Raw genomic sequence first — 19,667 nt, forward strand, 5'->3', positions numbered from 1 at the left:
TAAGCTCAGCTTAGGATATGGATGTGATCTCCGTGCTAAAAAACCGACATACTACTATCTCATATATCGTGGTAATTTTGTTTGGATTGGTTTTGTTTTACGTCGGTACAGATGGATTTAAAGCATTTACTGCAGAAACAGCCAGATTAAATGAGCTAAAGGAGGAAAAGCCTCTCTTTCCACAAGTAACATTGGAGGACAGCAAAGGGCGAACGTATTCCCTTTCCGAATTCGAAAATAAATATGTATTAATTACCTTTCTGTATACTTCTTGTGGAACTGTTTGTCCTCAGTTAGAAAAAAATATGGCTGAACTCTATGAGAGACTTCCTCAATATGTAGGAAAAGACATCTTATTTCTGAGTATTAGTTTTGATCCCACTAGAGATGACCCAGATAGATTGGAAACATATCGAAAGGCTTTTGGTAGTGATGGCGACACGTGGAGAATGGCAAGAATCGTGAATATGAACGAATTAGATTTGTTGCTGAAGCGATTTGGTGTCATTGTTATACCAGACGGAAACGGAAACTTTACACATAATTCCGCCTTCTATTTAGTAGATAAAACAGGGAGATTAAGTGAGGTAATGGATTATACAAAAATTGAGGAAACTGCTGATCAAATTGCCACTTTGATTGAAAGTGAAAAGGGGGATAAGTAATGACATCCTTCATATATGGCTTGTTGTTATATATATTTCTCATGATTCCTCCGGTAGCTAACTTAGTAGAATCCATAATGATTACACATATGCACATGCAAATGCCTTTCCTTGTTATAGCTGGCTTCTTAATGGGTAAACTCTTTCAACAAAGATTTCCGCTTTTCTTTGAAAAATGGAATAGTAATGGAATCCCTGGAATCACCTTATTTTTGATCATAATTATCTATTGGACGATCCCTCGAACAATGGACGAAGCACTAACCGTACAAAGTGTTGAAGTATTTAAATTTATTAGCTTGCCATTTCTAGCAGGAATTCCACTAAGAGACAGCTGGAGCAAACTTAGCTCCTTTGGAAGGAATGTGGTAATTGTCATTTTTATGATTAAATACTTTGGGATGGGAGCCCTGTATATTTGGTGGCCAAGTCAATTGTGCAACAACTATCTATTAATTGACCAACTCACCCTCGGATGGGGATTTATAACCACTGCTCTTTGCCTGTTATTCTACCTAATTTATGTGTTTATGATAGACCCTTCTGACTATGAGTAAACCGAAAAAAATACTAAAAAGCCCAACAATATTTGTTGGGCTTAGTTGCTTTTACATCATTTCAAATAATAAAAATTACCTAGTTGTTTCCCTATATTTAATATCTTTAATTTGTTCGGTTTTATTATCGAAAGTAATATCAACAAATACACCGAATTCTTTACTGTCTGTTTTTAACCAAAGTTTAAATTTTTCTGTTGAGTATTTTGTGCCTTTTTCTCTGCTGATGTGAAGATAATCAATAATATTAGCTTCGGGGTATTTTTCTTTTGTTTTCTTCATAGCTATCTGACCCCATTTGGCATAAGGAGGAGCTTGTTGTTGTGCAAAAGTCACATCATTAGTTTCAAGGAGTGGATATTCTCCAAACCAGATTAAGCCAAATAGCAAATGAACGGATAGTATAAATTTCATGACCAAAACCTCCTTTGTTATGCGAGATGCAGAAATTTTCATTTGTTTTCTAACTTATTATAACTATCCATCTTTGTAAGCCAAAAAGCCGTAAAGTAAAGTGTGAGAAAAATAATAAAATCATACAAAGTCGACCAACTTTTAGGGTTATAGAAATCAATTGCATCAAAGAAATTCATTCCCCCAAAAGCAGCAAGGGATGAGAAAAGAACACCCTTTAATAGTGGATTCATTTTTGGTTTTATTTGCAGTGCAAACATAATACCAACAGGCGCTAAAGAGAAGTGGTAGGGTAAGAATAAAAAAGGTGCTAATGGGAGGATGACCATTGGATATGACCAGAGGCCTAAAGATAAAGCAGCAAGATCAATTGTTAGTGACAATATGATCGTTATCAAACCACCTAAAAGCAGGCGGCCAGTACTATCTTTCTTCCTGAAAGCAAACCAAGCAATCCATGGAATAATAAATAGGGCGATACCAAGCCACCATTGCCAAGTAGAGATAAATTCTTCCGATACAATTTTTGCAAATAAAGAACTGATCTCAGTAAAATCGTTATAAGCTTTTTCTGATTGATCGAGCCCATTCTCAAATGCCATGCCCTAACATCTCCCGAAAGAAGTAATAATATATTTTTTTCCATTCTGTAGTAAATTATGTAGGGGTATTTTACGTGACCCTTTAATTCTTTCCCATTATGACGAACCCATTAAATTGATTATGATCCATTGACCTCTAACAATTGTGATAGTAAAAAAAGTTATTTATATGAATTTTTTGAAAAAGACAAAAAATCATATAAATTAAGATAAAAAAGTAAACGTTTTCAAAATTGAACCCCTCTATAATAAGGATAAATAACCCACTACTTAGTGGATTGAAAAAACTATTACGTTTTTTGGAGGGGAAGTTATGTACAAAAATCCACATTATTTTTCACATTTGGCTCATGTTGAATTAATTAGTCCGAAACTAGAGGAGTCAGCTGATTTCTTTAAAAATATTATTGGTCTAGAGGTATCTGACCGGACGGAATCCTCCGTGTATTTCCGGGCATGGGGAGAACATTATCACCACAGTTTAAAAATTACAGCAGGTGAAGAACCTGGATTAGGACATATCGGATGGCGTGCTGATAGTCCTGCCGCTCTTGAGGAAGCGGCGGCTCATATTGAGAAGATGGGACTTGGAAAAGGGTGGATTGAGGGAGATCTTGGTCATGGCCGAGCCTACCAATTCACTTCTCCAGATGGACATTTAGAAGAGATTTTTTGGGATGTGGAGATATACGAAGTACCTACGGTATTAAAAAGTAAGTGGAAAAATCGCCCACAAAAGAATCCCGGTCGAGGAATTTCACCACGTCGTATCGATCATATTACTCTACACAGCAACGATGTCACAAAGGATCGTGAATTTTATCAAAATCTTGGATTTCGTTATAATGAAGGAATTTTCCTGGATGCAAACGAACCTGCAAGTCCAGAAATTGGTGCGTGGCTTTCTGTTACTAATCTTTCTCATGATATAGCATTCTTGAAATCTCATACGGGAAAACCAGGTGGATTTAATCATGTTTGTTATGCAGTGGAAAGTAGAGAAGAGGTATTATTAGCTGCAGATCATATTATTGAAAACGGATACAACTTAGCGATGGGTGGACCAACTCGACATGCACTTGCAGAAGGTTTTTTCTTTTATGTAGATGAGCCGGGTGGCAACAGATTTGAATTATATGCAGGAGCACATCTCGTGTTTGCGCCTGATTTTGGTCCATATAGATGGAGTCTTTCAGAGAACCCAAACGATGCTTGGGGAAGAGAAATGCCGTGGGATGCAACGGGGAAAATTATTAAGTAAAAGCAAAAGTCAGGGGGATGATTTAAAAATGTGGCACTTTTTTCCAGATAATTATATGTGGTCTTACCAAGTGGTAAGAATGATTAGCCAATCCTATTTTGGTGGCGGAGAGGTAAATGAAATACTTGAAGCCGCTAGCCGAATGAAGGTAGGAGATTTTGAAAGCTTCCATCAAGAATGGTTGAGACTGGGAAATAAGTCATTAACAATAGCAAATGACGCGATGGATAAAGGATATAAGGAAACAGCTCGATCAGGTTATTTGCGTGCAGCAAACTATTATCGTTGTTCTGAATTTTTCCTGCAGCCGGATGATAATAGAAAACTACCAACCTATTTAAAAGCCGTCGATTCATTCCGAAAGGGAGGGGAGTTATTACCAAATCCCCCAAAAGCGATTAATATTCCATTTGAACATGCTGTACTTCCAGGATATTTTTTCGAAGCACCTGGACAGAAGAGAGGCCCATTAATGATTATGTTCGGGGGTCTGGATTCAACCGCTGAAGAGCTCTATTATGGACCAGGTCAATTTTTGAATGAAAGAGGAATTTCCCTGTTAGCAGTAGATGGACCTGGGCAAGGAGGAGCACTTCGTCTTCACCATATTCATTCTCGACATGACTATAATCTTGCAGGAACCGCAGCATATGAATGGGCCGTGGAAAACCTGGATGTAGACCCCAATCGAATTGGTATTATGGCGGTCTCTATGGGAGGTTACATGGCCGCAAGATGTGCAGCGTTTGAACCGAGATTTAAAGCATGCGCGATTTGGGGAGCGGTGTATGACTATAATGATGTCTGGGAAAAACGACCAGATCATCACCCATTAGCGAAAATTCTACAACACATATTTGGCGTAGAAGATATGCCTGCCGCAAGAGCAAAGCTTCAACACTACAACCTAAGGGGAGTAGCCGAGAAAATTCAGATGCCAACATATATCGTGCACGGGGAGGATGATCGACAAAATACCGTTGATAATGCTCATAATGTATTTAATGATCTAACATGCCCTCGCTGGTTAAAAATCATTCCAGCAAGTAGTACAGGCTCATCCCATTGTCAGGTGGACAATATTACAGAAACGTACGAAATGTATGACTGGCTGAAGGAGCAACTAGCAAAATAGTTAGGAGGAAAGGAATGAAATTTGTTACATTTACCAATACAGAACAACAACAAAGGGCAGGCATTCTAATGAATGACTCTGTGATTGATCTTCATCTTGCCTCTAATGGTGAACTTCCAGAAACCATGGCGGATTTCCTTAAAAATCATTCCCAATATATTCCGGTTGTTCAATCATTACTAGAGACAAAAGATATCCCTTCTATTAATCTGAAAAATATACAGCTAAAAGCACCACTTCCAAATCCAACTAGTTTTCGAGACTTTGTTGCCTTTGAAACACATGTGAAGAATGCAACCAAGCGTTCGGGTAATACGGTGGCAACGGAATGGTATGAAATGCCGATCTTCTACTTTTCTAATCCAAATGCCATGAAGGGTCCAAAGGAAGAAGTGAAACGACCTTCAAAATGTGTACGCCTCGACTATGAACTTGAGCTTGCTTGTGTGATTGGTAAAGAAGGGAAAAATATAAAAGCGAGCGAGGCGGAAGATTATATTTTTGGCTATACCATTTTAAATGACTGGTCTGCAAGAGATATACAAATGAAAGAAATGAAAGTGTTATTAGGACCTGCAAAAGGGAAGGACTTTGCCACATCCATTGGTCCCTACATTGTAACAATAGACGAACTTGAACCATACCGAGTGGGGCAACGTTTTGATTTAGAGATGACGGCAAAGGTGAATGGGGAAGTTCTATCTAAAGGAAATTTTAAAGATATTTATTATACCTTTGGCGATATGATTGAGCGAGCTTCCGAGGATGTGACTCTTTACCCTGGAGATATTATTGGTTCAGGTACAGTTGGATTTGGATGCCTGATGGAGCTTGGTACAGAGGTCCATCGCTGGCTGGAACCTGGTGATGAGGTAGAACTCGAAATTACTGGCCTTGGTTCTCTTACAAACAAAATCATTTGAATATGGTAAGGGGGAGCTTATGAGGAGAATAGTGGACCTGAGTGTATCAATTGAAGAGGATTTAAAGGATCCTCTTCCTTTTTCCATTCGTTACGAAACACATGAGGAAGGAGCAGAGTTCGGTGCCAAACTAGTGGGTGTTACTCCAGAGGATTTTCCTGAGAGGATGGGATTGGCTGGGGAGTTCCTTTCTCTAACAAGTCATGCTGGTACTCATGTGGATGCCCCTTGGCATTACTGGCCCACTTCAGAAGGGAAACCGGCCCGTACCATTGATGAAATGCCACTTGAATGGTTTTTTAATGATGGAGTGGTCCTTAACTTCACAGATAAACCAGCTGGATATGCAGTAACAGTTGCAGATTTACAAGAAAAGCTTAAGGAAATAGACTATCAGTTAAAGGCTTATGATATTGTAATGATTCGTTGTGATGCAGATAAAAAAAGATATGAACCTTCCTACAGCGAAATTCATGTTGGGGTAACGGCTGAGGCCACTCTTTGGTTGATTGAACAAGGAATAAAGGTAATGGGGACAGACGGATGGGGTTGGGACACTCCTTTATCCATTCAGGCTGCTGATTATCTGAACAACCCACGCCCTGGGGTGTTATGGGCAGCCCATTTCGCAGGTAAGGAAAAAGAATATTGTCAAATTGAAAAACTAGCAAACTTAGATCTGCTCCCATCCTTTGGTTTTAAAGTGTCAGTTTTCCCGGTGAAAATTAAAGGAGCTAGTGCTGGGTGGACTAGGGCGGTAGCGATTATTGATGAAACGAAATGAAGGTGAAAAAAAGTTACTAAATAAATATTGAGGAGGTCCTTAGCTATGACAAATCAATATGTAAAAAAAGTACTTATAGTTGGAGGTGGAATAAGCGGGTTAGCTGCTGCCATTGCGCTTCATAAAATTGGTATTGAGGCTGAAATAGCTGAAAAACAGATAGAATGGGATGTATACGGTGTTGGTATTATTCAACCGCCCAATGCTCTAAGGGCGCTGAATGAAATTGGATTAGCAGAAGCTTGCATGGAACAAGGAACGTCTTATTCTGGGTTTGATTACTATACTGGTTCAGGGCACTTCATGTTCTATGGACCATCGCCAACCATTGAGGGATATCCTGGAGTTAACGGGATTTCTAGAAAAAAATTACATCATATGTTGATTGAAGCTGTTCAAGAAATTGGAACAAAAATTTATATGGGAACTACGGTTAGTCATCTGGACAACCAGGCAGAAGGTGTTGCAGTTGAATTGAGCAATGGAATAACAGCAACCTATGATCTGGTAATAGGTTCGGATGGGAGTAACTCGAAGGTCCGGCAATTGTTGTTTGGAGAAATAACTCAGCAATACAGTGGTCAGGGAGTTTGGAGATATACACTTCCTAGACCTAAAGAAGTAGACAAAGGGTTATTTTATTATGGTCAAAAAGCCAAAGCAGGTTTGGTTCCCATGTCTGATGATGAAATGTATCTTCTAGTCACGACTCATGAACCCGATAATCCAAGACTTCCGAACGACCAATTACATGTCCTACTTCAGGAAAGACTTAATGAATTTGGTGGGGTTATAGCGGAAGCAAGAAACATGATAGTTGATCCATCACTTGTAGTTTACCGTCCTATTTTTAGTCACTTTGTTGAAGGACCATGGTATAAAGGAAACGTTGTCCTTGTTGGGGATGCTGCACATGGGACAGCTCCGCATCTTGGGCAGGGGGCTTCTATTGCGATTGAAGATGTGATTGTGTTAGCAGATATTTTAAAGCATGATTTAGATATTGAAGAGACCTTAAGAGTCTTTATGGAAAAACGTTATGACCGATGTAAATTAATTGTTGATCATTCCAATCAATTGGTGGAGTGGGAATTACTTACCTGGAGTGGAAAAATGAATGACGGTGGAAGAATTGGTGCCTTCGTTAACGAAACCTTGATGAAGATGAATGAACCCTTTTTAACAGAAATAAATCGTCCTATCGGTTAAAAAGTAAGCCTTTGCAAATATGCGAAGGCTTATTTTTAATGCTGTTGTCCTTTTATAACCAGTATCTTGAAATAATGATATGTTCAAATATTAACTATTTCTTTCCTGTATAAGTATGCGAATTAACTATATTGAAAGAAGCAAAATTAAGCTGGATTTTTGCGTGATGAAAGGCTTTAGGGGAACGAGTTCTCATTTTTTTTGCTTGAAATAATTTATAATTATCAGATAATACTAGATATTTTAATCTATAATTCATTATAATAGACTATAATAGGATTAGAAATTAGACAGAATAGGTGTGTTCATAAGTAGCGCTCACATCCTTTCTGCGAATTTAGGATATAGATAAGGAAGGTAAAAATGAGAAAAAGAGAAACTACATCAGACGTTTTCTTAATTGGTGCCGGAATCATGAGCGCTACGTTGGGAACACTTCTGAAAGAATTAGTACCAGAATGGAAAATTACAGTGTTTGAAAAGCTCTCGAAAACAGGAGAGGAAAGCTCGAACGAATGGAATAATGCGGGTACAGGACATGCCGCTCTGTGCGAGCTGAACTATACGGTGGAAAAACCGGATGGATCTGTAGATATTAGTAAAGCGATAAAAATTAATGAACAGTTTCAGATTTCAATGCAGTTTTGGTCTTATCTTGTAAACAACAGGTTGATAAATAATCCTCAGGATTTTATCATGCCACTGCCTCATATGAGTTTGGTTCAAGGAGAACAAAATATTGAGTTTTTAAAAAAGCGCTTTGATGCGCTGACAAAAAATCCATTATTTAAAGGAATGGAGTTTTCCGAGGATCCCCAAAAATTAATGGAGTGGATTCCTTTAATCATGCAAGACCGCTCAACCAAAGAGCCTATAGCTGCTACAAAAATCGACTCTGGAACGGATGTCAATTTTGGTGCGTTAACACGCATGTTGTTTACCCATTTAGAGAGTAAAGATGTGCAAATAAACCATAACCATAGTGTGCTTGATATTAAACGTACAAACGATGGATTGTGGGAATTAAAAGTTCGGAATCTTGAAAGTGGTACGGTTGAACATCATACAGCTAAATTTGTCTTTATTGGAGGAGGAGGAGGAAGCCTCCATTTACTTCAAAAATCCGGTATTCCTGAAGGCAAACATATTGGAGGTTTCCCTGTAAGTGGAATTTTTATGGTCTGTAAAAATCCAACTATTGTAGAGCAACATCATGCAAAAGTATACGGAAAAGCGAAGGTTGGGGCTCCGCCAATGTCTGTACCGCATTTAGATACTAGATTTATTGACAATAAAAAATCCCTATTATTTGGTCCGTTTGCTGGCTTCTCACCTAAGTTTTTAAAAACAGGTTCTGTATTTGATTTAGTAACTTCTGTAAAGCCGGATAATCTCTTAACGATGTTGGCTGCAGGGGCAAAAGAAATGTCTTTGACAAAGTACCTGATTCAACAAGTGATGTTATCAAAGGAACAACGTATGGAAGAGTTACGTGAGTTTATCCCGAATGCTAAGAGCGAAGATTGGGATTTAGTAGTAGCAGGCCAACGTGTGCAAGTGATAAAGGACACAGAAGATGGAGGCAAAGGAACGCTCCAATTTGGTACAGAAGTGATTACTGCTGATGATGGTTCCATTGCAGCATTACTAGGAGCTTCTCCGGGTGCATCAACGGCCGTTCACGTCATGCTAGAGATCATCAAAAAGTGCTTCCCACAACATATAAATGAATGGGAACCGAAAATTAAAGAAATGATCCCTTCTTATGGCCTGTCACTAATGGAAAACCCTGACCTATTAAGAAGAATTCATCACTCAACAGCAGAAACACTAGGTCTAACCGAGAAAGAACCTGTTTTTAGTTAATAAAAAATATACTGAACCCCTAATCTATTCTTGATAGGGGGTTCTTTTTTTAATAGTGGAAGGTAGATATCTCTTATTAATTTGAATAAATGGACCTACAAAAATTTTACAACACAGAAAGAAAACGTATGTTCGGTATGGTATAATAGAGAAGACAATAGCATAGTTGCAGGGTGGGGCGGTTGAGCCTTCCTTATGGGAGGTGACAAGCGTGGATTTAGATTCAGCAATGTTTGTATTAGCATTGGTAACTCTAATCGTACTTTTAATTGATAAAATAAAAAAGTAAAACCCACCCTGTATCTTTGGCCGGAACAGGTGGGCTTTACCTTGTAAAGAACCGTATTTTGATCGCCAATCGCACATTCTGCGATTATGCATTGTTAAAGGTAAGCGTGTGTTCAAAGCACATGCTTATTTTTAATATCTGGATGATCTACCCTTATTATAGACTAATTTTAGTGAAAAATAAATTAATTATAATATAATCTAATACTTTCTAATAAGAATATGTGAAGGAAGTTTAATGAGCTGGTAGTCACTACATATTTCCAATAATGATGCACATCCTACTAATAAATAATAGGACCTAGGAGGAGTTATAGTGAACCTAGATAACATCATTATTGCCCGGGAGAAGATGAAAGGCGTTGTACATGAAACTCCTTTGGATTATTCCAAAACGTTTAGTGACCTTGCTCAAAACGAAGTGTACTTAAAGTTAGAGAATCTTCAAAAGACTGGATCCTTTAAGGTGAGGGGCTCTTACAATAAGCTAATCTCTTTATCTGTAGAAGAATTAAAAAAAGGAGTAGTAGCTGCTTCTGCTGGTAACCACGCTCAAGGTGTTGCCTATTCAAGTCAAATGCTTGGGATTCGATGTACGATTGTAATGCCAAAGGGGGCACCGCTCAGTAAAGTTCTTGCAACAAGGCAATACGGAGCAGAGGTAATATTAGAGGGGGATGTGTTTGATGAAGCCCTTGCTCACGCTTTAGAGCTGAACAAAAAAAGAGGTGCGACATTTATTCACGCCTTTGATGATGAGTCAATAATCACAGGTCAAGGAACAGTGGGATTAGAGATTCTTGATCAACTTCCTGAAGTAGAGGCGGTTATTTGTCCAGTTGGCGGTGGGGGGCTTATTGCTGGTGTCGCTATGGCTGTGAAGGAAAAAAATCCAAACATTGCTGTATATGGTGTTCAAACGATAGCATGTCCTAGTATGAAACAATCATTAATGGAACAGAAGCCCGTTGCCGTAAAATCCGCACCAACAATGGCAGATGGAATTGCTGTACAAAAACCGGGAGAGAGCAATTTCGAAATTGTGAAAAAATATGTAGACGATATTGTCTGTGTAGATGAAATGGAAATTGCACGGACGATGCTCATGCTTTTAGAAAGAAATAAATTACTTGTCGAGGGGTCAGGGGCTAGTTCTCTTGCCGCATTATTGTATAAAAAAATAAATATATCAAATAAGAAGGTGGCATCTGTTTTAAGTGGCGGTAATGTCAATGTTCATTTTATATCTAGGATCATTGAACGTGGACTTGTTGAGTCAGGAAGGTACGCGAACCTATCTATCATTTTAAAGGATAAGCCTGGAGAGCTTCAACGGGTCGTCAGCTCGGTAACGGAATTAGATGCCAATATTCAAGATGTTCATCTCCATCATATGGGGAAGAATATCTATCCTGGCTACGCACAACTCGATCTATCGGTTGAAACAAAAAATAATGAGCATATCGAAGAGCTGTTTAGTGTTTTAAAAGAGAAAGAGATTCAAGTAACGATGGAATCTTAGGAATGTTTTTAGGTTACCAGCCAATTATTTGGTTGGTTTTTTATTGGATTCTAAAGAAAATAAACAATGGTTATGATTTTGTTATTGAATTGGTCAACAGAAAATGTTAACGTTAACAAAAAGAGGATGTGAACCTATGGAAAAGTTTATGGGAAGTAATTTTTTATTGAAAAATGATACAGCTGTTACGTTATTTCATGATTATGCCAAAGAGATGCCAATCATCGACTACCATTGTCACTTAAATCCAAAGGAAATCTATGAAAATAAGCAGTTCAAAAATATTACTGAAGCTTGGCTGTACGGTGATCATTATAAGTGGAGAGCAATGAGGGCCAATGGAATTGCTGAGGAGTATATAACCGGTGATAAATCGGACTATGAGAAATTTCTAGCGTGGGCAAAAACTGTACCCATGACGATCGGGAATCCGTTATATAATTGGACTCATTTAGAGCTTCAACGATTTTTCGGAATTTATGACATTTTAAATGAGCAGAGTGCAACTATTATATGGGAAAAAGTAAACACATTGCTGAACAAAGAAGATTATCGTGTTAGAGAGTTAATCGTTAAGTCTAAGGTAAGAGTGATTTGTACGACAGATGATCCAGTCGATACGTTAGAATATCATGTTTTGTTAAAGGAAAAAAAGGATTTTCCTGTGAGTGTCGTTCCGGGATTCCGTCCTGACAAGGGCTTGGAAATTCAGCGAGAAGGTTTTTTAGATTGGGTGGCTAAGCTTTCTGAAGTTTCTAGTATTGATATTGAAAACTATGAGGATTATCTAGCTGCACTTGAGTCTAGAGTTCAGTTCTTTCAAACAGTGGGATGTAGAGTGTCCGACCATGCGTTAGATTCTATGGTATATGAGGAAGCTACTTTTGAAGAGGTCGCCCAGGTTTTTGCCAAAAGAGTAGCAGGAAGTCAGATCTCTTTGGAAGAGGAAAAGAAATTCAAAACCTTTACGCTCCTGTTTTTTGGGAAACTTTATGCAGACCTAGATTGGGCCATGCAGTTTCATATCAATGCAAACCGTAATAATAACACGAGAATGATGAGTTCGCTTGGACCGGATACAGGTTATGATTCCATTAACGACGATCAAATTGCTAAGCCATTAGTGAAAATCCTAGATGAATTAGATCGTCATGATAAGCTACCGAAAACCATTCTTTACTCTTTAAATCCTGGCGATAATCATGTAATTGCAAGTATCATAAACAGTTTTCAAGATGGAAAGATACCTGGGAAAATTCAATTTGGGACGGCGTGGTGGTTCAATGATACAAAGGATGGTATGCTGGATCAAATGAAGGCTTTATCTAATATGGGGTTATTTAGTCGTTTTATCGGGATGCTAACAGATTCGAGAAGTTTTCTATCCTATACAAGGCATGAATACTTCCGAAGACTCGTCTGTAATTTAATTGGTGAGTGGGTCGAAAACGGAGAGATTCCCCGTGATATGGAATTATTAGGAGGAATTGTGCAGGGAATCTGCTACAACAATGCAGAAGCTTACTTTGCTTTTCAGGAGGTAGAAGTGAAAGCTTTTTAATGATACAAAAAGGAAGGTCAATATGATTACGATTAAAGATATTGCTAGATTGGCGAACGTATCGCATACAACTGTTTCGAGAGCATTGAATAATAGTCCATTAATTAAAGAGCCAACGAAACGAAAGATACTTGAAATTGCCTCCCAGCTCAACTACTCACCCAACGTGAATGCGAAAAGTTTAGTCATGCAAAAATCACATACGATTGGTCTGTTTTTAACAAGCATTAGTAACGGAACGTCGTCTAGCTTTCTCGCTGATACGATCAAGGGCGTTAACAGTATGATAACGAATGAGTACAATTTATTCATACGAGGAATTGATGATTACGCAGACTATACAAGTATCAATTCACAAAGATTTGACGGCATTATTTTGATGAGTCAGAGTGTTTCAGACAATTCCTTTATCTATCATGTGCTGCAAAAAGAAATTCCTTTAGTGGTTCTTAACAGAGAAGTAGAAGAGACTAGTATACCCAATGTGTTAAGTAATGACACAGAAGGAGCTCGTATGGCTGTGGAGTACTTAATCACAAATGGCCATCACGACATTGCCATTATTGAGGGAACACCAAGTTTTAAATCTTCACACATGCGGAAGGAAGGCTATCTTCAAGCGTTAATGGAAGCTGGGATACCGATTAAAAAGCAATACAGTATACAAGGGAATTATGATATGGAAAGTGGATCTCAAGCGATGGAACAATTGCTTTCCCTTACATCTCCGCCCACTGCTGTGTTTTGTTCGAATGACGATACGGCTATTGGTGCTATGAATACGGTTTTTGCTCGAGGGTTAAGTGTACCGAACGACATATCCATTGTAGGCTTTGATGATAGTGGTTTTTCTCAATATACAACGCCACGGTTGACCACAGTGAAGCGGCCGGTAGAAGAGATTAGTAGGGTTGGTGTTGAGAGACTTCTTTCACTTATTGGGAGAAAAGAGGAGGAAGTTGAGAGAACCTTTATGAAAACAGAGCTAATTGTTAGGGACTCCGTTAGGATGCTGTTATAGCATCCGGTAGTTTTAAGAAAAAATGTTAACGTGTGCATTGGTAAAAGGAGGGAGTTTTATTGCAAAGGTTAAATCGAAGCAGCTATCCTGAGTCCAAATCATATCCAGAAAGAGTTCTTCAATTTGGTGAAGGAAATTTTCTAAGAGGATTCGTAGACTGGCAAATTCAAGTTTTAAACGAGAAGGGTGACTTTAATGGAAGTGCAGTCGTTATACAACCGAGAGGGTTCGATAAAATTGAGAGACTGAATCGTCAGGATGGATTATACACTTTATATTTACAGGGCATGAAAGAGGGACGTCCTGTAAATGAATTTCAGGTGATAGATTCCATCAGTAGAGGGATTAATCTGTTTACTGATTATAATGAGTACGTCAAATTAGCAGCTAGCGAAGAGCTTCGATTTATTGTGAGCAACACAACCGAGGCTGGGGTTGCTTTTCAGCCGGAAGATCGGTTGGACGATCGACCACAGAAAAGTTTTCCTGCGAAATTGACGTCGTTTTTATACTATCGATTCAAAGCGTTTTCAGGTGATGTAAACCGAGGATGCATCATTATCCCTTGTGAACTGATTGAAAATAATGGAAAGGTTTTGAAAGAATTAGTCTTGAAATATGCTAAGCTTTGGAATTTGAATGATGAGTTTATTCAGTGGATTCATCAAGCAAATACGTTTTGCTCAAGTCTTGTTGACCGAATTGTACCAGGATATCCAAGTGACACCATTGAAGAGAAAACAAAGGAACTTGGGTTTATTGATGAATTAATGGTTGTTGGTGAGCAGTATCATCTTTGGGTCATTGAGGGTCCGCAATCTCTTTATGATGAGCTGCCGGTAAAGGATACAGGTTTGAATACTATAGTCGTGGATGATTTGACACCATATCGCACAAGAAAGGTAAGAATACTAAACGGTGCGCATACGGCCATGACACCTGTTGCTTATTTATCTCATCTCGAAACGGTTGAAGATGCTGTCAATGATCCTGAGGTTGGTGTATTTTTGAAAGAAATGATTACCGAGGAAATTATCCCTACTCTTGAAGGCGAGGAAAAAGAGCTTTCATTGTATGCTGAGGAAGTACTCAGCCGATTTGCCAATCCCTATATTAAGCATTATCTGATGAGTATTTCTTTAAACTCCATTTCAAAGTTTCATACAAGAAATATTCCAACATTACTAGATTATATGAATCATCAACATGAATTGCCAAAAAGGATGGTGTTTTCATTAAGTACGCTCATTTACTTTTATCGAGGGAAAAGGGGAATGGAAAATATTGACCTTCACGACCAGTCAGAGACACTGCAATTTTTTTATGAGGTCTGGAAACGGTATGAGGAGAAGATAGTCACCTTACATCAACTGACAGAAGAAGTGTTGTGTAATGATCAATTATGGGGAAGGAATCTCGCTGTATTTCCGAATCTTGCCCAGGTGGTAGCTAATCACCTTTTGCAAATAGAAGAAAACGGAGTACTGAACACGTTAAGAGTGTTGAATGAAAAAGTATGTAAGTGAGGAGGGGAATCAATGAAGAAAGTGTTAAAAATACATGAGAACGACAATATCATACTAGCTTTACAAAACATAAAAGCTGGTGAAGAGCTTTTAGTAGATGAGATATCAATTACTGTAAAAGAAGAGATTTATCGAGGACATAAAATCGCTCTTAGAGATATCCAAGAACAAGAGAATATCGTTAAATATGGTTACCCAATCGGTCATGCTCTGTCACCCATTTGCGAGGGTGAACTTGTTCATACCCATAATACTCGAACCAATTTATTAGGGACAGAGGACTACGAGTATGTTCCGAATCAGACGGTAAATCCGTATGGGAACGAAAACCGTACCTTTAAAGGGTATAAAAGAGAGAACGGAACAGTTGGGATTCGTAATGAGCTTTGGATTGTGCCGACCGTAGGATGTGTAAATGGAATTGCTGAAAAGATTATCAAGCGTTTTGAAAAACAAGTTGGTACAGAAAATCCATTTGATAATGTACTAGTTTTAAAGCATAGCTATGGATGTTCACAGCTTGGAGATGATCACGAAAATACTAAACAGATCCTTTTAAATGCAGTTAATCATCCAAATGCAGGGGGAATCCTTGTATTAGGGCTTGGTTGTGAAAATAATGAGCTTCCTGAATTTAAAAAATCGCTTGGAGAAATTAATGAACATCGGGTGAAATTTCTCGTTTCACAGGCTGTGACGGATGAAATTGAAGAAGGGTTAAAGCTCGTTATGGAAATCTATGAAGCTGCAAGACAGGATCATAGAGTTGATGTACCACTATCAGAATTGAAAATTGGCTTGAAATGCGGAGGTTCTGATGGATTCTCTGGTATTACCGCAAACCCACTTTTAGGAAGGTTATCTGATTATCTTATCGCACAAGGAGGTACAACCGTATTAACCGAAGTGCCAGAAATGTTCGGTGCAGAGAAAATATTAATGGAACGGGCTGAAAATGAAGACGTTTTTCATAAGGTTGTTCATTTAATCAACGATTTTAAAGGATATTTTCTTGCCCATAACCAACCGGTCTATGAAAATCCTTCCCCAGGGAATAAGGCGGGTGGCATCACGACACTTGAGGATAAATCTCTTGGTTGTACTCAGAAAGCAGGAACCTCTACAGTTGTTGATGTATTGAAGTATGGGGAGGTACTTAGAGTTAATGGGTTAAATCTTCTAAGTGCACCTGGAAATGATTTGATTGCTTCAACAGCATTAGCTGCTGCAGGCTGTCATATGGTTTTATTTACAACTGGAAGAGGGACTCCATTTGGTACCTTTGTTCCAACGATGAAAATATCTACGAATACTCAAATCTATGAAACCAAACCCCACTGGATCGACTTTAATGCAGGAATACTTCTAGATGAAGACGTAGCAGCTGAACAGGTACTACAAGATTTTGTTAGCTATATGATCGAAGTGGCTAGTGGGGAATGGGTTAATAACGAGAAGAATGATTTCAGGGAGATTTCCATTTTTAAAAGTGGAGTTACTTTGTAAATATAGGAGCCTGCTTTAACGGATGTTCACTAAAGCAGGCTTTTTAGTTTTCTTCTAAAACGATACTGCTAACCACTCTTTCTTCTGTATTCTTGGCAATTTTCGTTTTGTATTCTAGATTTTCGTGATAGTTCATTTTGAAAATACAAGAATAAAGGATATCCAAAATCAAGTGAATGGAGTTATTGGTTGAATAGTAGCCAATTTTTGAATATAGTTTTTCACGGGTAGAAATGTATAACGTACAATCTGAATAGTTTTTTAGACTGTTTTCGCTAAGACTCGTTAATGAAATAATAGGTGTTTTTCTGTCCTTCAATACCTTTGCAATTTTAATAACCTCGTCCGATTCACCAGAATACGAGATTAAAATCGCTGTGTTTCTAGGGGTAGAATTGTTTGCTACAAATATTTGCTCTTCAGGAACATTCATTAATTCCACATGACGATTAATACGAAGCATTTTGTGCTTGAAGTCATATGCCACTAACAGGGAATTGCTTATTCCATATATATTAATGATGTCAGCTTTAGCTAGAAGCTCCGTCGCTTTCCGTAATTCCTCATTTTTTAAAAGTGCCAAAGTATCGTCAATCGTTTCGGTTGCTAAATGACCAATTTTTGAAGCGATGCTCATAAAGCTATCTTCTGGTTCAAAAGGGAAATTTGGATCAATATTTGAAAAATGCTGGTTTAAATAGTGGATTTCCTCAAGATATTTCTCTTTTAACTCATTCCAGCCGCTAAATCCTAATTTTTGTGACAAACGAACGACAGTGGAAGGGGAAGTAAAGGTAGCTTGAGCTAAATCCTTTGTTGATAAATGCTGGATATTTTCCTTTTCTTTTAATATATATGTCGCCAGTACTTCTTCGGACTTTGATAAAGAGTCCATTGATTCAAGCTTATTTGAGATGATCATAATGTAATTACTTTACTCCTTTTTAAAAAGGTATTTCATTATTTGATTAAAAAAGGTAGATAAAAATAGAATGCCATTCTAATCTGCATGGAAAGTCTTTCACTATCAATATTCTTCCTATACTATATCACTATAAGTTAGTGAATGAAATAAACATAAAGCTTATAGGCTGTTTAGTTTCGGGCATGATAAGCGGAGTGATTTTAATAGTAAACGGAGGAACAGATCATGGCATTTCAAGAGAACTTTTTATGGGGCGGGGCAGTTGCTGCACATCAAGTAGAAGGTGGCTGGAATAAAGGTGGAAAAGGTCCGAGTGTGGCTGACGTAATGACTGCAGGTGCACACGGTGTCCCTAGACAAATTACGGATGGAGTTTTAGAAGGAAAGTTTTATCCTAACCATGAAGCCATTGATTTCCACGGCAATTATAAAGAAGATATTGCACTATTTGCAGAAATGGGTTTCAAATGCTTCCGAACAAGTATTGCTTGGACACGTATATTTCCTAAAGGTGACGAAGTAGAGCCAAACGAAGAAGGCTTACAATTTTATGATGATATGTTTGATGAGTTATTAAAACATGGCATTGAACCTGTCATTACGTTAAGTCACTTTGAAATGCCTTATCATCTAGTGAAGGAATATGGTGGTTGGCGTAACCGTAAAGTGATTGAATTCTTTGTACACTATTCGAAAACAGTGATGGAACGTTACAAAAACAAAGTGAAGTACTGGATGACCTTTAACGAAATCAATAACCAAAAAAATACAGCAAATCCATTGTTCGCTTGGACATGTTCCGGTCTTCAATTTAAGGAAGGCGAGAGTAGAGAAGAAGTCATGTACCAAGCGGTACATCATGAGCTCGTGGCTAGTGCATTAGTTGTAAAAGAAGGTCGCAAAATTAATCCAGACTTTCAAATTGGTTGCATGATTGCTATGGTACCGATTTATCCATATTCTTGCCACCCAGATGATATGATGCTTCAAGTAGAATCCATGCATGATCGCTGGTTCTTTGCCGATGTTCATGCAAGAGGCCATTACGGTACGTACGCATTAAAAGAGTGGCAAAGAAAAGGGTACAGCATTAAGATGGAACCTGAAGATGCCCAAATCCTAGCAGAAGGTACTGTTGATTATATTGGATTTAGCTACTACATGTCTGACGCAGTAAAAAGCGGAGTCAATCAAGTGGATGAAATTAATGTAGTCGGCTCTAGCTCAAGTGTGAAGAATCCATTTGTTAAAGCATCTGATTGGGGTTGGCAAATTGACCCAGTTGGTTTAAGATATTCTCTAAATCAATTATGGGAAAGATACGAACTTCCATTATTTATCGTTGAAAATGGCTTCGGTGCTATTGATGTGAAGGAAGAAGATGGAAGTGTAAATGATGACTATCGTATTGACTACCTACGATCACATATAAAAGAAATGGAGAAAGCCATCGAATTAGATGGAGTTGAGTTAATGGGTTACACTCCATGGGGTTGTATTGATTGTGTATCTTTTACAACAGGTGAAATGAAAAAGCGCTACGGATTTATCTATGTTGACAAAGACAACGAAGGGAACGGAACTCTAGAAAGATCCAAGAAGAAATCTTTTGACTGGTATAAAAATGTCATTGCAACGAACGGTAAAGAGCTATAATAAAGGCTGTTTTCTAAAACATTGTTGCTTTTAGCACTACTTTATTGAAATAAAACACTTATTTTCTAAAAAGTCATAAGTTCATTGAACGTTTTAGAAAACAGGGGCTCTATATTTAAAGAGTAAGATTGAATATACGGGTAAAAAGCCGGCATTAGGGCTTTTTACAAAACAACAAACTTTACGAAAACAGCCATAATAAATGAGAAAACTGACTTTGGTATAAGACCAAGGTCAGTTTTTAGT

17 protein-coding genes are annotated in these 19,667 nt (G+C 38.1%); 14 read left to right on the forward strand and 3 right to left on the reverse strand.

Annotated features, from left to right (window positions below):
* Positions 1–32: 32 nt before the first annotated feature.
* Both ACQ5H4_RS12775 and ACQ5H4_RS12780 read left to right on the forward strand, forming a co-directional pair.
* Positions 33–665, forward strand: a complete 633-nt coding sequence (locus ACQ5H4_RS12775; protein ID WP_430775305.1) for an SCO family protein — start codon at positions 33–35, stop codon at positions 663–665.
* On the forward strand, positions 665–1,222 hold the full coding sequence (locus tag ACQ5H4_RS12780) for a hypothetical protein (RefSeq protein WP_391560366.1): 558 nt from the start codon (positions 665–667) through the stop codon (positions 1,220–1,222). Before ACQ5H4_RS12775 ends, ACQ5H4_RS12780 begins: the two co-directional genes overlap by 1 nt.
* Positions 1,223–1,297: 75 nt before the next feature.
* On the opposite strand, the gene ACQ5H4_RS12785 is transcribed toward ACQ5H4_RS12780, so the two are convergent.
* Together ACQ5H4_RS12785 and ACQ5H4_RS12790 are read right to left on the reverse strand one after the other, a co-directional pair.
* Entirely contained in the window at positions 1,298–1,636 is a 339-nt protein-coding gene (locus ACQ5H4_RS12785) for a DUF3889 domain-containing protein (RefSeq protein ID WP_430775306.1), read from the reverse strand.
* 38 nt (positions 1,637–1,674) lie between these two features.
* Positions 1,675–2,238, reverse strand: coding sequence for a CBO0543 family protein (locus ACQ5H4_RS12790; RefSeq protein WP_430775307.1), 564 nt, complete (start codon positions 2,236–2,238; stop codon positions 1,675–1,677).
* A 313-nt stretch (positions 2,239–2,551) separates the two neighbouring features.
* Here ACQ5H4_RS12790 and ACQ5H4_RS12795 point away from each other — a divergent pair, with 313 nt between their 5' ends.
* The 11 genes from ACQ5H4_RS12795 to ACQ5H4_RS12845 all read left to right on the forward strand — a co-directional run bounded on the left by ACQ5H4_RS12795 (position 2,552) and on the right by ACQ5H4_RS12845 (position 16,840).
* Entirely contained in the window at positions 2,552–3,499 is a 948-nt protein-coding gene (locus ACQ5H4_RS12795; protein ID WP_430775308.1) for a VOC family protein, read from the forward strand.
* Between the two features lie 28 nt (positions 3,500–3,527).
* Positions 3,528–4,634: an alpha/beta hydrolase family protein gene (locus ACQ5H4_RS12800; RefSeq protein ID WP_430775309.1), complete on the forward strand. Its 1,107-nt coding sequence runs from the start codon at positions 3,528–3,530 to the stop codon at positions 4,632–4,634.
* Between the two features lie 14 nt (positions 4,635–4,648).
* Positions 4,649–5,557, forward strand: coding sequence for a fumarylacetoacetate hydrolase family protein (locus ACQ5H4_RS12805; protein ID WP_430775310.1), 909 nt, complete (start codon positions 4,649–4,651; stop codon positions 5,555–5,557).
* A 19-nt stretch (positions 5,558–5,576) separates the two neighbouring features.
* The gene (locus ACQ5H4_RS12810) at positions 5,577–6,341 is read left to right on the forward strand and encodes a cyclase family protein (RefSeq protein WP_430775311.1); all 765 of its coding nucleotides are present in this window, start codon (positions 5,577–5,579) and stop codon (positions 6,339–6,341) included.
* A 45-nt stretch (positions 6,342–6,386) separates the two neighbouring features.
* Positions 6,387–7,550 carry an FAD-dependent oxidoreductase gene (locus tag ACQ5H4_RS12815; protein WP_430775312.1) on the forward strand — a complete coding sequence of 388 codons (1,164 nt, stop codon included), beginning with the start codon at positions 6,387–6,389 and terminating at the stop codon, positions 7,548–7,550.
* Between the two features lie 363 nt (positions 7,551–7,913).
* Entirely contained in the window at positions 7,914–9,416 is a 1,503-nt protein-coding gene (locus ACQ5H4_RS12820) for a malate:quinone oxidoreductase (protein ID WP_430775313.1), read from the forward strand.
* Positions 9,417–10,017: 601 nt separating this feature from the next.
* The gene (gene ilvA / locus ACQ5H4_RS12825; protein WP_430775503.1) at positions 10,018–11,226 is read left to right on the forward strand and encodes a threonine ammonia-lyase; all 1,209 of its coding nucleotides are present in this window, start codon (positions 10,018–10,020) and stop codon (positions 11,224–11,226) included.
* A 136-nt stretch (positions 11,227–11,362) separates the two neighbouring features.
* A complete protein-coding gene (uxaC, locus tag ACQ5H4_RS12830) occupies positions 11,363–12,787 on the forward strand; it encodes a glucuronate isomerase (protein ID WP_430775314.1) in 1,425 nt (474 codons plus the stop codon).
* 22 nt (positions 12,788–12,809) lie between these two features.
* Positions 12,810–13,808 (forward strand): LacI family DNA-binding transcriptional regulator, encoded by a 999-nt coding sequence (locus ACQ5H4_RS12835; protein WP_430775315.1) that lies wholly within the window; start codon positions 12,810–12,812, stop codon positions 13,806–13,808.
* Between the two features lie 59 nt (positions 13,809–13,867).
* Positions 13,868–15,334: a tagaturonate reductase gene (locus tag ACQ5H4_RS12840; protein WP_430775316.1), complete on the forward strand. Its 1,467-nt coding sequence runs from the start codon at positions 13,868–13,870 to the stop codon at positions 15,332–15,334.
* A gap of 12 nt (positions 15,335–15,346) precedes the next feature.
* Positions 15,347–16,840, forward strand: coding sequence for a UxaA family hydrolase (locus ACQ5H4_RS12845; RefSeq protein ID WP_430775317.1), 1,494 nt, complete (start codon positions 15,347–15,349; stop codon positions 16,838–16,840).
* A gap of 43 nt (positions 16,841–16,883) precedes the next feature.
* On the opposite strand, the gene ACQ5H4_RS12850 is transcribed toward ACQ5H4_RS12845, so the two are convergent.
* Entirely contained in the window at positions 16,884–17,762 is an 879-nt protein-coding gene (locus tag ACQ5H4_RS12850) for a MurR/RpiR family transcriptional regulator (RefSeq protein ID WP_430775319.1), read from the reverse strand.
* A gap of 228 nt (positions 17,763–17,990) precedes the next feature.
* On the opposite strand from ACQ5H4_RS12850, the gene ACQ5H4_RS12855 reads away from it, so the two are divergent.
* Positions 17,991–19,421: a 6-phospho-beta-glucosidase gene (locus ACQ5H4_RS12855; protein WP_430775320.1), complete on the forward strand. Its 1,431-nt coding sequence runs from the start codon at positions 17,991–17,993 to the stop codon at positions 19,419–19,421.
* The last annotated feature ends 246 nt before the right edge of the window (positions 19,422–19,667 follow it).

The sequence above is a fragment of the Bacillus coreaensis genome (assembly GCF_050586445.1).
Lineage (GTDB): Bacteria > Bacillota > Bacilli > Bacillales > Cytobacillaceae > Robertmurraya_A > Robertmurraya_A coreaensis.

Excerpts from the sequence above, each read along its gene's own strand:
- ACQ5H4_RS12850 (WP_430775319.1), bottom strand. The coding sequence starts at position 17,762 with ATGATCATCTCAAATAAGCTTGAATCAATGGACTCTTTATCAAAGTCC.
- ACQ5H4_RS12795 (WP_430775308.1), top strand. The coding sequence starts at position 2,552 with ATGTACAAAAATCCACATTATTTTTCACATTTGGCTCATGTTGAATTA.
- ACQ5H4_RS12800 (WP_430775309.1), top strand. The coding sequence starts at position 3,528 with ATGTGGCACTTTTTTCCAGATAATTATATGTGGTCTTACCAAGTGGTA.
- ACQ5H4_RS12785 (WP_430775306.1), bottom strand. The coding sequence starts at position 1,636 with ATGAAATTTATACTATCCGTTCATTTGCTATTTGGCTTAATCTGGTTT.
- ACQ5H4_RS12780 (WP_391560366.1), top strand. The coding sequence starts at position 665 with ATGACATCCTTCATATATGGCTTGTTGTTATATATATTTCTCATGATT.
- ACQ5H4_RS12845 (WP_430775317.1), top strand. The coding sequence starts at position 15,347 with ATGAAGAAAGTGTTAAAAATACATGAGAACGACAATATCATACTAGCT.
- ACQ5H4_RS12815 (WP_430775312.1), top strand. The coding sequence starts at position 6,387 with ATGACAAATCAATATGTAAAAAAAGTACTTATAGTTGGAGGTGGAATA.
- ACQ5H4_RS12805 (WP_430775310.1), top strand. The coding sequence starts at position 4,649 with ATGAAATTTGTTACATTTACCAATACAGAACAACAACAAAGGGCAGGC.
- ACQ5H4_RS12790 (WP_430775307.1), bottom strand. The coding sequence starts at position 2,238 with ATGGCATTTGAGAATGGGCTCGATCAATCAGAAAAAGCTTATAACGAT.
- ACQ5H4_RS12820 (WP_430775313.1), top strand. The coding sequence starts at position 7,914 with ATGAGAAAAAGAGAAACTACATCAGACGTTTTCTTAATTGGTGCCGGA.
- ACQ5H4_RS12810 (WP_430775311.1), top strand. The coding sequence starts at position 5,577 with ATGAGGAGAATAGTGGACCTGAGTGTATCAATTGAAGAGGATTTAAAG.
- ACQ5H4_RS12835 (WP_430775315.1), top strand. The coding sequence starts at position 12,810 with ATGATTACGATTAAAGATATTGCTAGATTGGCGAACGTATCGCATACA.
- ACQ5H4_RS12855 (WP_430775320.1), top strand. The coding sequence starts at position 17,991 with ATGGCATTTCAAGAGAACTTTTTATGGGGCGGGGCAGTTGCTGCACAT.
- uxaC (WP_430775314.1), top strand. The coding sequence starts at position 11,363 with ATGGAAAAGTTTATGGGAAGTAATTTTTTATTGAAAAATGATACAGCT.